We start from the raw sequence: 12,369 nt of genomic DNA, 5'->3' as shown, positions 1-12,369 counted from the left end.
GCGACCGGGGCCGGCCGGGCAGGGAGCCGGCACGGCCGGAATGCCCGGACGTTACTTGGTGCGGCGAACCTTCGGCTGCACGTTCACCCCGTCCACCTTCATATACCAGGCGCCCATCACCCCTGGGCGCATGCTGACGCGCGGGGCGTCCTTGCGGCCACCGGAATAGTGCGTGGCGTCTATCTGCTCCCACTCCTGGCCGTTCTGCAGCACGTAGCGGCGGCCCTGGCCGAATCCACGGAATTCACCCTGCAGGTTGCTTTCGATCGGTTCGCTGCTGCCGAAGTCCAGGAAGCCGCGGTTCTTCTTGATCACTTCCTGGCGGCCTTCTTCGCGCGCTGCGGCGACGGCCTGGGTGGTGGCCGCCTCGACCTTGCCCTGCAGCCAGCGGTTGAGCGTGGCCAGTTCACCAGCACTGAGCTTGTCCAGCCCGGCGGCCTTGAACTCGGAGGGCGACATCTGCTGCTGCAGGTCGCCCTCCACCACGCGCTGGGCCAGCGCAGGCGCGGACAGGGACAGCAGCACGGCGGCACAGGCCAGCAGCCGTGGACGGACGCGCGGGGCAATCGAAGGCATGGCGGGTCTCTCCTGGGTGTGTGGGCGAGTGTAGCGGCATGTCTTCATGCCGGGTGATGGTAGGTGCAGTGATTGTCCCTGAACGGCGCCGGCGCTAGTGTAGGGGCCTCTGTCTTGCCTGCTCGATGCTGTGAACCGCGCTTCCGTCCCCGGCCTGGATGCCTTGTTGAACCGTCCCTCGGCAGCGGTGCTGCCTGCTCCGCTGCGCCAGGCCCTGCGTGAGCATTGGGAAGCGCCGGATTGCGACCACCAGATGCGTGCCAGCTGGTCGGTGCTGGGCGATACCCTCGATGCGCTGGCGATGCTCTCGGCCGACGAAGGCGCGGTGGTGGCCGCATTGCTGTTCGACCTGCCGGGCCTGCGCGCCAGCCTGGACCAGCTACCGCTGGGCAACCACAAGGCGGCGGTGACCGGCCTGCTGGATGGCCAGGATGCGGCCGATCCGGTGTGGGCGCTGCATGCCGGCCGTGAGGCGGGGCGCAACAGTGAGGGCCTGCGCCGGCTGCTGCTGGCGATCATCCGCGACCTGCGCGTGGTGCCGATCCTGCTGGCGCGCCAGCTCGCGAGGATGCGTGCGGCCGACAAGCTGGACGAGGAGCAGCGGCGCGCGCTGGCCCAGCTGACCCGCGACATCCACGCGCCCCTGGCCAACCGGCTGGGCATCTGGCAGCTGAAGTGGGAGCTGGAGGACCTGGCGTTCCGCCACCTGGAACCGGAAACCTACCGCCGCATCGCCCGCGAGGTGGATGAAACCCGCATCGCCCGCGAGCGTTACGTCGAGAACGTCAAGAAGGTGCTGTCGCGCGAGCTGGTCGCCCAGGGCATCAAGGCCGAAGTCAGCGGCCGCCCGAAGCACATCTACAGCATCTGGCGGAAGATGCAGAAGAAGCGGTTGGCCTTCGACCAGTTGTATGACATCCGTGCGGTGCGCGTGATGGTCGACGACGTTGCCGCCTGTTATGCCGCGTTGGGCGTGGTGCACGCGCTGTGGGCACCGGTACCGAGCGAGTTCGATGATTACATCGCACGCCCGAAGGCCAACGACTATCGCTCGCTGCATACCGCCGTGGTCGGCCCGGAAGGTCGCACCATCGAAGTGCAGATCCGCACCCATGAAATGCACTCGCAGGCCGAGCTGGGCGTGGCCGCGCACTGGAAGTACAAGGAAGGTGGCAAGGGCGCGGAGAAGTCCTTCGACCGCAAGATCACCTGGATGCGCCAGCTGCTGGAACAGGCGCAGGACGGGCAGGGCAATGAACTGGCCGGGGCGCTTGATGCCGAGCTGACCGAGGACCGGGTCTATGCGCTGAGCCCGAAGGACGAGGTGCTGGATCTGCCGCAGGGCGCCACGCCGCTCGATTTCGCCTACCAGGTGCACACCATGGTGGGCCACCGCTGCCGCGGCGCCAAGGTCAACGGCCGCATCGTGCCGCTGACCTACCGCCTGCGCAGCGGCGACCGCGTCGAGATCCTGACCGGCAAGGAGGCCGATCCGCGCCGCGACTGGCTGATGCCGGCCAACGGCTTCCTGGCCAGCAACCGCTCGCGCGAGAAGGTGCGCAGCTGGTTCCACAAGCTGGACCGCGCGCGCAACGTGCAGGCCGGTCGCGAGCTGCTCGAGCGCGAGCTGAAGCGGCTGGGCCTGCAGCACGCGGACCTGGCTGTGGCGGCGAAGAAGTTCCATGCCGACAGCGTCGATGACCTGTACATCCAGGTGGCGCTGGGCGATACCGGCCCGAACCAGGTCAGCCGTGCGCTGCTGGAGGCGGAGCGTGCCGCCAGCCAGCCCGCACCCGCACCGACCCTGCCGCGGCCGACCGCGCGCCGCGAGAACCTGGGCAAGTCCAAGTTCACCGTGCAGGGCGTGGGCAACCTGCTGGTGCAGCTGGCACGCTGCTGCCAGCCGGTGGCCGGCGAGCCGATCGTCGGCTACCTGACCCGTAGCCGGGGTGTCACCGTGCATCGTGCAGACTGCGCCGCGCTGGCCCGGCTGGCGGCCAGCAGCCCGCAGCGCATCCTGCCGGTGGAATGGGGCCAGGCCGGAGGCGGCTACGAGGTGGACGTCGTGGTCGATGCGGTCGATCGCCGCTGGCTGCTGAAGGACATCACCAACCTGATCGCCCAGGAAGACGCCTACGTGCTCGACATCCACAGTGACAACGTGCGCAACAGTGGCCGTGCCCATCTGCGGCTGCGCCTGAAGGTCAGTGACTACGGGCAGTTGTCGACGCTGCTGGGCAAGCTCGATGCGCTGCCGGGCGTGAGCGAGGCGCGTCGCCTCGGCTGAGCTTCACGCTGCCCCGGCTACCCTGCACGCATGGAACGCGAGCCCCCGCATCGCCCGCATGGCGCTGAACATCCTGCGCTGGACCGTGTCCGTCGCGAGGGGCGTTGGTGGTGGCTGCAGGCGCGCCATGCGCGCCGGATCTGGCGCTGGGCGCTGCTCGCAGCGCTGGCCGTGTTCGTGCTGCTGGTCCTGCTGCGCAAGCCGTTGGCAGACTGGTTCTGGGATGAGCCGCAGATCGAACAGCTGCTGGCCGAGGGGGATCGTGCATTGGCGGCTGGGCGCCTGAGCGATGCCGATGGCAGTGGTGCGCGCGAGCGCTACCAGGCGGCGCTGGCGCTGGACGGTGATCGCCCGCAGGCGCGCCAGGGCCTGGCCAATACCGGCGCGGCAGCGCTGCAACAGGCGCGCGATCGCCTGCAGGTGGATGACCTGGACGGCAGCGCGCAGGCCCTGGCACTGGCCCGTGAGCTGCAGGTGCCGCAGGGCGACGCCGATGCGGTCGCCCGCCAGTTGCAGGCGCGACGCAGCGCCGGAGCCGGTATTGGTGCGTTGTTGGCGCAGGCGCGTAACGCGTTCGCGGCCGGACGCCTGGATGACGGCGACAGCAGTGCGTTGCCCTTGTTCCAGCGCATCCTGGCCCTGCAGCCGGACAACCTGCCGGCGCTGGAAGGGCGCGAAGATGCGCTGAGCGACCTGCTGCTGCAGGCACGCACGCTGGCAGAGCGTGGGGAGTTGGCCGAGGCGGCCGCGCTCCTGCGTCGTGCCCGTCAGTTCGATGCCGGTCATGCCGATCTGCCGGCGAGCGAGGAGGCCCTCGCGCGCGCGGCCGACCGGCGCCTGCGGCAGGCGCAGCGTGCGTTGCGACGGCAGCAGCTGGAAGCTGCGGCCCAGGGTTTCCAGGCGGTTCTGGTGGTGGCCGCCGATGATTCCAATGCGCAGCGCGGGCGTGAGCAGACCCTGCAGGCAGTGGTTGCACGCAGCCAGAAGTCCGCCGACGACTTCCAGTTCGATGCGGCGCAACGTGATGCGGCCCTGGCGGCGGAGCTGGGGGCTTCGCAGGCAGTCCGGCAACAACTGGCGCAGCGCCTGCAGCGCGCGCAGCAGGCGCAGCGGGCTCTGCAGCAGCCCGCGGTCAGCACGGCGCAGCGCGAACGCCAGCTGCGCGACCACCTGCGGAAGATCGAACGTGCCGAGCGCGCGGGGCAGTGGATCAGCCCACCCGGGCACAGCGCGTTCGACGCGTTGCGCGAAGCCCAGTCGCTGGCTCCCCGCGATGCGCGGGTGAAGGCGGCCGCCGCACGCTTGCTGCCCGCCAGCCGACGCTGCTTCGACGACAATCTGCGGCAGAACCGCGTGCAGGCGGCAGGCGCCTGCCTGCAGGCCTGGCAGACCCTGTCACCGACCGCAGCCGGACTGCCCTCGGCGCGGCTGCGGTTGGCCCAGCGCTGGCTGGCGATCGGCAGCGAGCGGCTCGGTAACGGTGACCTCGCCTTCGCCGCGCATGCCGCCGAACAGGCGCGGTTGCTGCAGCCGGACCTGGCCGAACTGCCGGCGTTTGAAGATCGCCTGCGCCGCGCCGGTGGTGAGCTGCCACCACGCTGATATCGACAGGATTCGTGCAGGTCGCACTGGTCGGGTATAGTCCAGCCGCTGCGTCACGCTCAAGCGGTGCAGTGAGTTGTCAGTCTTGCTGTCAATGCTATTGCTGCAGGCTTGGCGGGAGATGGCCTTTGGTCGTTTTCATCGTTTTTCACACAGCCTGCGTTCCGCAGCCAGCGACATGACGTCATGAATCCAGTGATTCCGCAAGGGCCAGGTCCGGGGCCCGCATTCGATGCCTCCCTTGTCTGCGCTGTCATCGTCACCTATGGGCCCGAGCCGGACCTGTTGCGGCGGGTGGTTGACAGTGTGCTGCAGCAGGTGGGGCATCTGGTGGTGTTCGACAATGGCAGCACTGGTGTTGATGTCGACGAACTGCTGGCCGGAAGGGGGGGGATCAGCGTGGTTGCCTCGGCGCACAACGTTGGCCTCGGGAGTGCCTTGAACCGGGCCTATGAGCGGGCGCAGGCGCTCGGCTTCGCTTATGTGCTGCTGATGGATCAGGATAGTGTGCTGGCGCCAAAGATGGTGGATGTCCTGGGGACTGCACTGATCGAACTCACCCGCGCAGAGCGCGTGGCTGCTGTCGGGCCGCAGTTCCGCGATTCGCGCAGTGGCATGCTTGCCCCGTTCGTTCGCTTTGGCTTCCCGTTCAACCACAAGTTGCGAGGGGGGGCGGGCCAGCGCATCTCCTGCGATTTCCTCATCACGTCCGGTTCGCTGGTGCCGATGTCGGCATTGCAGGATATTGGTGCAATGGACGAAGACCTGTTCATTGACAACCTGGACATGGACTGGTGTTTCAGGGCCAAGCGCCAGGGCTATTCTCTGTACGGCATCTGCGATGCGCAGATGACCCATAGCATCGGCGAGGAGCTGCTGCCATCACGTACGAAGCCGGATGGCGTGATCGTGCACAAGCCCTTCCGCCTTTACTTCATTATGCGCAATCGCGTTCTACTCTATGGACGTGCCTATACGCCACGGGTGTGGATTGCCCAGGATGTGCCGCGCCTGTTGCTGAAGCTGGCAGGCAACGGTCTGTTCCTCGCCCCTCGCTGGATTCGGTTGCGGTTCATGCTGAGAGGTCTGTGGGATGGACTTCGAGGCAAGGGCGGACCATTGCCTCCGGTAAATCGCTGAACAGGCGGTTTGGTGAACCTGACCTGTGGAAATGGGCTGGGGTAGACTCCGCTGACGCCCATGCCATGTTTCTCCCGTGCCCCGACGCTACGATTCCGACGACATCGACGATTTCGACGACGACCCGCAGGACAGCGGTCCGCTGTGGCGGCGCCGGCTGATCACCTGGAGCATGGCTGCGGTCGCATTGGGATTGGGTTTCCTCATTCCCTATACGCTGTACCTGAACCAGCAGGTGACCCAGCGTTTCGGCGAGCTGCGCTGGCAGATCCCGACGCGCGTGTATGCGCGCCCGCTGGTGCTCACCCCCGGCAAGGCGATGGATGCGTCCACGCTGAAGACCGAACTGGCCGCCTCCGCCTATCGTGATGACGGCCAGGGCAAGGAGCCGGCCACCTATGCGGTGAACGGCGGTCGCTTTGTGATCTCCAGTCGTGGCTACAACGATGTCGATGGCCGGGTGGCGCCGCGCCGGGTGGAGCTGTCGCTGGCCGATGGCGGCGTGGCCTCGCTGCGCGATGCCGACAGCCGCAAGGCACTGAAGGCCGCGCGGCTGGATCCGGCGCGCATCGCCACGCTGTACGGCCAGAAGCAGGAAGAACGCCGCCTGATCCGCATGGACGAGGCGCCGGACCTGCTGGTGACCGGCCTGCAGGCAGTGGAAGACAAGGACTTCAACCGCCATCACGGCATCGACCTGTCCGGCATCGCGCGCGCGGTGTGGGTGACGATCCGTTCCGGTGGCCAGAGCCGCCAGGGCGCCTCGACGCTCACCCAGCAGCTGGCCCGCAGCGGCCTGCTTGGCATCGGCAAGGAGCAGACGCTCACCCGCAAGTTCAATGAGGTGCTGTACGCGCTGATCATGGAGGCGCGCTACGACAAGCGCACGATTTTCGAGGCGTATCTCAACCAGGTGTACCTGGGCCAGCGCGGCAGCCAGGCGATCCATGGCATGTCCTCCGGCGCCGAATTCTGGTTCGGGCGTGACCTGCAGTCGCTGGAGACCGAGCAGATCGCCCTGCTGATCGGCCTGGTCAAGGGGCCGTCCTTCTACGACCCGCGGCGCAACCCGGAACGTGCGCTGGATCGCCGCAACTTCGTGCTGGGCAAGCTGCACGAGGCCACGCTGATCGACGATGCCGAGTACCAGCGCGCGCTGAAGGCTCCGTTGGGTGTGCCCAAGACACCGGGCCTGGTGGCAGCCAACCGCTTCCCCGCCTACGTCGACCTGGTCCGCCGGCAGCTTGCGCATGACTATCCGGAATCTGCGCTGCAGGGCGCGGGCCTGAGCGTGATGACCGGCATGTCGCCGTCCGCGCAGGCCTATGCCGAAGGCGCGGTGACCCGCACCATCAAGTCGCTGGAAAGCCAGCGTCGCCCTGAACTGCAGGCAGGCATGGTGCTGACCGACGTGCACAACGGCGACGTGCTGGCGGTGATCGGCAGCCGTGAGGTGTCCGAGGTCGGCTTCAATCGTGCGATCGAGGCGCAGCGCCCGGTCGGTTCGCTGCTCAAGCCGTTCGTGTACCTGCTGGCCCTGGCGCAGCCGGACCGCTATTCGCTGGCCAGCTGGGTCGATGATTCGCCGGTGACGGTGCAGCTCGGCCGCGGCCGCAACTGGAGCCCCGGCAACGCCGACAACCGCAGCCACGGCACGGTGCGCCTGATCGATGCGCTGGCGCATTCGTACAACCAGGCGACGGTGCGCTTGGGCATGCAGGTCGGCCCCGAGCGCGTGACCCAGCTGATCCATGTGCTGGCCGGCATCAAGGCCGAGGCCAATCCGGCGGTGATCCTCGGCTCGACCGACCAGAGCCCGTATGCGATGGCGCAGCTGTACCAGTTCCTCGCGTCCGGGGGTGAGATCCAGCCGCTGCACGCCGTGCGTGGCGTGCTCGATCCGCAGGGCAAGCTGCTCAAGCGCTATGACAAGACCCCGGCACCGGCACAGGAAGGCGATTCGATTGCCGCCAACCTGATCAGTGTCGGCCTGCAGCAGGTCGTCACCAGTGGTACCGCGCAGCGGCTCAATGCTGATGGCCTCGGCCGTCTGCAGCCAGCCGGCAAGACCGGCACCACCAACGATGGCCGTGACAGCTGGTATGCCGGCTACACCGGCGACCACCTGGCGGTGATCTGGATCGGCAACGATCAGAACCAGCAGGCCGGCCTGTATGGCGCCACTGGCGCGATGCGGGTCTGGTCTGGCATCTTCCAGCGCCTGCCGAGTGCGCCATTGCGGGTCAGCAACAAGGGCCTGGATTGGCAGCCGGTGGCTCCCACCGGTCTCAACAGCACCGATGAAGGCTGCCCCGGCGCGCGTCGTTTCCCGTTCGTGGTGGGCTATGCGCCTGCCTATGCGCCGTGCGCGCCGGCCGCGTCGCCCGAGGGGCAGGGCGAGGCTGAAGGCGAGGGCGGTGGCTGGCGCAGCTGGTTCGGCCTGGACCGCAAGCCGGAAGCACCCGCCGAACCTGCCGCCACCACTCCTCCCCCGAGCCGATGATGCCGATGAACATGCGAACCCTGCTGCAGCCCCTGGCCCTGACCGGCCTAAGTCTGGCCCTGGCCGCCTGCGTGAGCAGCGCGCCGCCGGTAGTCAAACCGGTCGACACCACCACGCCGGCGCAGCGCCTGGCGGCCGTGGATGCTGCAGCGGGTCCGGACGACAAGGAATTGTCGGTGCAGCCGCTGCGTGATTCGCAGGTGGAAGACCTGAGGCTGGCCGCGCAGGCGCAGCGCCAGGCCAACGACCTCGCCGGTGCCGCCAGCAGCCTGGACCATGCGCTGGAGATGGTGGCTGGTGACCCGGCGGTGCTGCAGGAGCGTGCCGAACTGGCGCTGCTGCAGGGGCAGTGGGCACAGGCGGAGACGTTCGCGCGCAAGGCCGTGGATCTGGGCTCGAAGACCGGGCCGCTGTGCCGCCGGCACTGGGCGACGATCGAGCAGTCGCGGCTGGCGCGGGGCGAGAAGGAGAATGCGGTGTCGGCGCACGCGCAGATTGAGGGCTGCACGGTGCCGGGGATCAAGCGGTACTGAGTTTCCAGCCAACGGCGCAGCCCCTCGTGGCTGGCCGCAAAATGCGGGTCATGTGATTGGGCCGGGCGGGTGGGCTGCGCAGGGGACGCTGCAAGTACGTCCATGTAAGCTCGGTCGCCGCATCCATGCGGCTCACGCCCCTGCGCAGCCCACCCGCCCGGCCCCTGACAGTTTCCGTGTGCTGCCAGCCACGGAAGAGAAAAAGAAAATCAAAAGCGGGTCGCGCGCTGCGCGCACTCGTTGTGGGGTCGGATCCGTTTTCCGCAGGAAAACGGCTCCGACCCCTTCTTGTTTCCGTTCGACCCACCGCTTCTGAATCCAGTCGAGCAAGCGCGACGCCACGAAGCACGTCCATCCGTCACCGAGAAACTGTCGAAGGCGGGGCGGGAGGGGCAGGCAGGACCGTTGGCGCCATGGGCCCGAGGCACGCCTCGGGCGGGTTGGGCAGGACGCCCAACCCCGGTCTTGCCGTGTGCGCAGGACAGCGCACACGAGCAAGGCGCCATCGAGCCCCCATGGACGGGTTTACGGCGTGTCCTGCCTGCCCCTCCCGCCCCGCCAAACACGCAGCAACCCAGAGTCATGAACCACGCTGTTGCTGTTGCCTTTGCCTGCGCTCCGGCTTGAAACGGGTGCCGGGCAGCGCCCGGCCGGGTATCCTTTCCCTCTGATGTCCGACCTTGTCCATGCCAGCCGCGAAGCCCTCAGCGAAGGCGGCGCGCTCGCCTCGCACCTGGATGCCTTCGTCCCGCGTCCGGCACAGCTGCACCTGACCGCAGCCATTGCCGACGCGCTGCAGCAGCGGGACCTGCTGCTGGCCGAGGCCGGTACCGGCACCGGCAAGACCTTCGCCTATCTGGTGCCGGTGCTGCTGTCCGGGCTGCGCACCATCATCTCCACCGGTACCCGCGCGCTGCAGGACCAGCTCTACCACCGCGATCTGCCGCGCGTGCGCCAGGCGCTGGGCGTCGGCCTGCGCAGCGCGCTGCTGAAGGGGCGCGCGAACTACCTGTGCCGCTACCGACTGCAGCAGGCGCGGGGCGAGCCGCGGTTTTCCAGTCCCGAACAGGCCGCGCAGTTCCAGCGCATCCTGGCGTGGTCCGGCCGCTCGGAGTTCGGTGACATCGCCGAACTGGAGGGCCTGGCCGATGACTCGCCGCTGCTGCCGATGGTCACCTCCACTGTCGACAATTGCCTGGGCACCGATTGCCCATTCTGGGATGACTGCTTCGTGGTGCGCGCACGGCAGCGTGCGCAGGCCGCCGACGTGGTGGTGGTCAACCACCACCTGCTGCTGGCCGATCTGGCACTGAAACAGGACGGCTTCGGCGAGTTGCTGCCGGGGGCGCAGGCCTTTGTCATCGACGAGGCACACCAGCTGCCCGAACTGGCAGCGCAGTTCTTCGGCGAAGGTTTCGGCATGCGCCCATGGCAGGAACTGGGTCGCGACTGCCTGGCTGAAGCGCGCGGCGTAGGGGGCGCACAATCGGCGCTGCAGGAGCCGGTCGACCAGTTGCAACAGGCATTGCTGGCGTTGCGTTCGGCGATGGAGGGGCTGCCGCCGCGTGGTACGCAGTGGCGTGCGCTGGCCATGCCACAGGTCCGCGACGGTTTCGATACGGTGATGGCCGGCCTGGTGGCGCTGGAGCAGGCACTTCAGCCGCTGCGCGAATCGGCGGCGGGTCTGGACGCCTGCCATGCGCGGGCGCGCGAGGCGGTGTCGCGGTTGCAGCGCTGGCTGGGCGATGATGAACCCACCCTCGATTTCGATGCCGATCCGGCGGACCACGCCAGTGCCACCGATGTGCTCTGGTACGAACTCACGCCGCGGGGTTTCCGCTGCCAGCGCACGCCGATGGATGTGTCCGGCCCGCTGCGCGAGCATCGCGAGCGCAGCCGCGCGGCATGGATCTTCACCTCGGCCACGCTGACCGTGGGCAATGGATTCGACCACATCGCCACGCGCCTGGGCCTGGACGATCCGCATACCCTGGTCCAGCCGAGTCCGTTCAACTGGCCCGAGCAGGCGTTGTGCTACCTCCCGGAAGGCCTGCCTGATCCGGCTGCACGGGGCTTCGGAACCGCGCTGATCCAGACCCTTCGGCCGGTGCTGCAGGCATCGCAGGGCAGGGCATTCCTGTTGTTCGCCTCGCACCGTGCATTGCGCGAGGCGGCCGAAGCACTGCGCGACGGGCCATGGCCGTTGTTCGTGCAGGGTGAGGCACCGCGCGCGACGCTGCTGCAGCGCTTCCGTGAATCGGGCAATGGCGTGCTGCTGGGCTCGGCCAGTTTCCGCGAGGGCGTGGACGTGGTCGGCGAAGCGCTGAGTGTGGTGATGATCGACAAGCTGCCGTTCGCGGCACCGGACGATCCGGTGTACGAGGCACGCCTGGAGGCGATCCGCAGCCAGGGCGGCAATCCGTTCCGCGACGAACAGTTGCCGCAGGCGGTGATCGCACTGAAGCAGGGTGTCGGTCGCCTGATCCGCAGCGAAAGCGACCGTGGCGTGCTGGTCCTGTGCGATCCGCGCCTGCTCAACCGTGGCTATGGCCGGGTCTTCCTGGATTCACTACCACCCTTCCGCCGCACCCGCAGCCTGGCCGATGTGCAGGCCTTCTTTACGCCACAATGGCTGCCCGTGGCTGATGATGCGGCTGACCCGGCCGCTGTTGCGCCGGGCCCGGAGCCGGCTCCCGGTGCCACGTTCCCCCTGTTCTGACCTGATCTGATGAAATTGCTCGCCTTTGAAACCGCCACCGAAGCCTGCTCCGTTGCCCTGCATGTCGATGGGCAGGTGCTGGAACGCTTCGAGATCGCCCCGCGCCGGCATGCCGACCTGAGCCTGCCATGGGCCGAGGCGCTGCTGGCCGAAGCCGGCATCAGCCGTCGCCAGCTCGACGGCATCGCGCTCAGTCGCGGCCCGGGGGCGTTCACCGGTGTGCGCCTGGCGATCGCCATCGCCCAAGGCATCGCGTTGGCGTTGGACCGCCCGCTGCTGCCGGTTTCGACGCTGCAGGTGCTGGCGCTGCGGGCACCGGTGGAAGAAACGCAGATCCTGTCGGCAATCGATGCCCGGATGGGCGAACTCTACGTCGCGCGCTTCGAACGCGTGGACGGCCTGCCGGTCGCGCAGGATGCCGAGCGCGTCTGCGCGCCCTCCGTGGTGACGTTGCCGGAAGGGCTGTCCGCCTACGGTGTGGGTACCGGTTTCGGCGCGGCCGACGGCGCGCTGGTGGCACAGTTGGGCAGTGGCCTGCGCGGTTTCGATGCTGCGGCATTGCCGCGGGCGTCGGACGTGCTGGCACTGGCCGTGCCGGCGTTCGCGCGTGGCGAGGCGATCGCACCGGAGAAGGTCGAGCCGGCGTACCTGCGCGACAACGTGGCACTGACCCTGGTCGAGCAGCAGGCGGCGCGAGAAGCGAAGGCGAAGGCCAACGGCTGAGCCCCTCGTGGCGGAGCGCGAAAGCACGAGCCGCGCTTGGCCGGGCGAGGTGGGTGCGCGGGGGACGCCGTGAACCCCCAGTCCGGCCCAGCCGCTGGCGGCTGGGCGTTCGGGCGCTTGCGAAGCAATGCTTCGCAAGCGAAGCGCCCTCACCCATGGGGGCTTAGCCGCGCCATCCATGGCGCGGATTGATCTGGCCCCCCGTCAGCGGACGCCAAGAAGCGATACTTTGATCGCACTTGGAGGTCCCTTATGTCCCGTATCACCCGTCGTAGCTACACCGATG

8 protein-coding genes are annotated in these 12,369 nt (G+C 68.2%); 7 read left to right on the top strand and 1 reads right to left on the bottom strand.

Annotated features, from left to right (window positions below; genetic code table 11):
* Positions 1-51 precede the first annotated feature (51 nt).
* On the bottom strand, positions 52-576 hold the full coding sequence (locus AC2A1N_RS04655) for a hypothetical protein (RefSeq protein WP_061480345.1): 525 nt from the start codon (positions 574-576) through the stop codon (positions 52-54).
* A 130-nt stretch (positions 577-706) separates the two neighbouring features.
* On the opposite strand from AC2A1N_RS04655, the gene AC2A1N_RS04650 reads away from it, so the two are divergent.
* From AC2A1N_RS04650 to tsaB, 7 genes are all read left to right on the top strand, one after another.
* Positions 707-2,863, top strand: coding sequence for a RelA/SpoT family protein (locus AC2A1N_RS04650; protein ID WP_065196662.1), 2,157 nt, complete (start codon positions 707-709; stop codon positions 2,861-2,863).
* A 30-nt stretch (positions 2,864-2,893) separates the two neighbouring features.
* Positions 2,894-4,465 (top strand): hypothetical protein, encoded by a 1,572-nt coding sequence (locus tag AC2A1N_RS04645; RefSeq protein WP_484371653.1) that lies wholly within the window; start codon positions 2,894-2,896, stop codon positions 4,463-4,465.
* A gap of 186 nt (positions 4,466-4,651) precedes the next feature.
* Positions 4,652-5,605 carry a glycosyltransferase family 2 protein gene (locus AC2A1N_RS04640; protein WP_242894317.1) on the top strand — a complete coding sequence of 318 codons (954 nt, stop codon included), beginning with the start codon at positions 4,652-4,654 and terminating at the stop codon, positions 5,603-5,605.
* Between the two features lie 76 nt (positions 5,606-5,681).
* Positions 5,682-8,108 (top strand): penicillin-binding protein 1B, encoded by a 2,427-nt coding sequence (mrcB, locus tag AC2A1N_RS04635; protein ID WP_484371651.1) that lies wholly within the window; start codon positions 5,682-5,684, stop codon positions 8,106-8,108.
* Complete coding sequence (locus AC2A1N_RS04630; protein WP_484371649.1) at positions 8,105-8,641, top strand: hypothetical protein; 537 nt, start codon at positions 8,105-8,107, stop codon at positions 8,639-8,641. Before mrcB ends, AC2A1N_RS04630 begins: the two co-directional genes overlap by 4 nt.
* Before the next feature lie 670 nt (positions 8,642-9,311).
* Positions 9,312-11,360 carry a DNA repair helicase YoaA gene (gene yoaA / locus AC2A1N_RS04625; RefSeq protein WP_346477289.1) on the top strand — a complete coding sequence of 683 codons (2,049 nt, stop codon included), beginning with the start codon at positions 9,312-9,314 and terminating at the stop codon, positions 11,358-11,360.
* A 9-nt stretch (positions 11,361-11,369) separates the two neighbouring features.
* A complete protein-coding gene (gene tsaB, locus AC2A1N_RS04620; protein WP_484371646.1) occupies positions 11,370-12,083 on the top strand; it encodes a tRNA (adenosine(37)-N6)-threonylcarbamoyltransferase complex dimerization subunit type 1 TsaB in 714 nt (237 codons plus the stop codon).
* Positions 12,084-12,369: the final 286 nt, after the last annotated feature.

This window comes from Stenotrophomonas maltophilia group sp. SKK55 (genome assembly GCF_057179845.1).
This window is presented reverse-complemented; position numbering and strand designations above follow the sequence as displayed.

Coding starts and splice junctions, on each gene's coding strand:
- AC2A1N_RS04655 (WP_061480345.1), bottom strand. CDS start 576: ATGCCTTCGATTGCCCCGCGCGTCCGTCCACGGCTGCTGGCCTGTGCC.
- AC2A1N_RS04645 (WP_484371653.1), top strand. CDS start 2,894: ATGGAACGCGAGCCCCCGCATCGCCCGCATGGCGCTGAACATCCTGCG.
- AC2A1N_RS04640 (WP_242894317.1), top strand. CDS start 4,652: ATGAATCCAGTGATTCCGCAAGGGCCAGGTCCGGGGCCCGCATTCGAT.
- AC2A1N_RS04630 (WP_484371649.1), top strand. CDS start 8,105: ATGATGCCGATGAACATGCGAACCCTGCTGCAGCCCCTGGCCCTGACC.
- yoaA (WP_346477289.1), top strand. CDS start 9,312: ATGTCCGACCTTGTCCATGCCAGCCGCGAAGCCCTCAGCGAAGGCGGC.
- tsaB (WP_484371646.1), top strand. CDS start 11,370: ATGAAATTGCTCGCCTTTGAAACCGCCACCGAAGCCTGCTCCGTTGCC.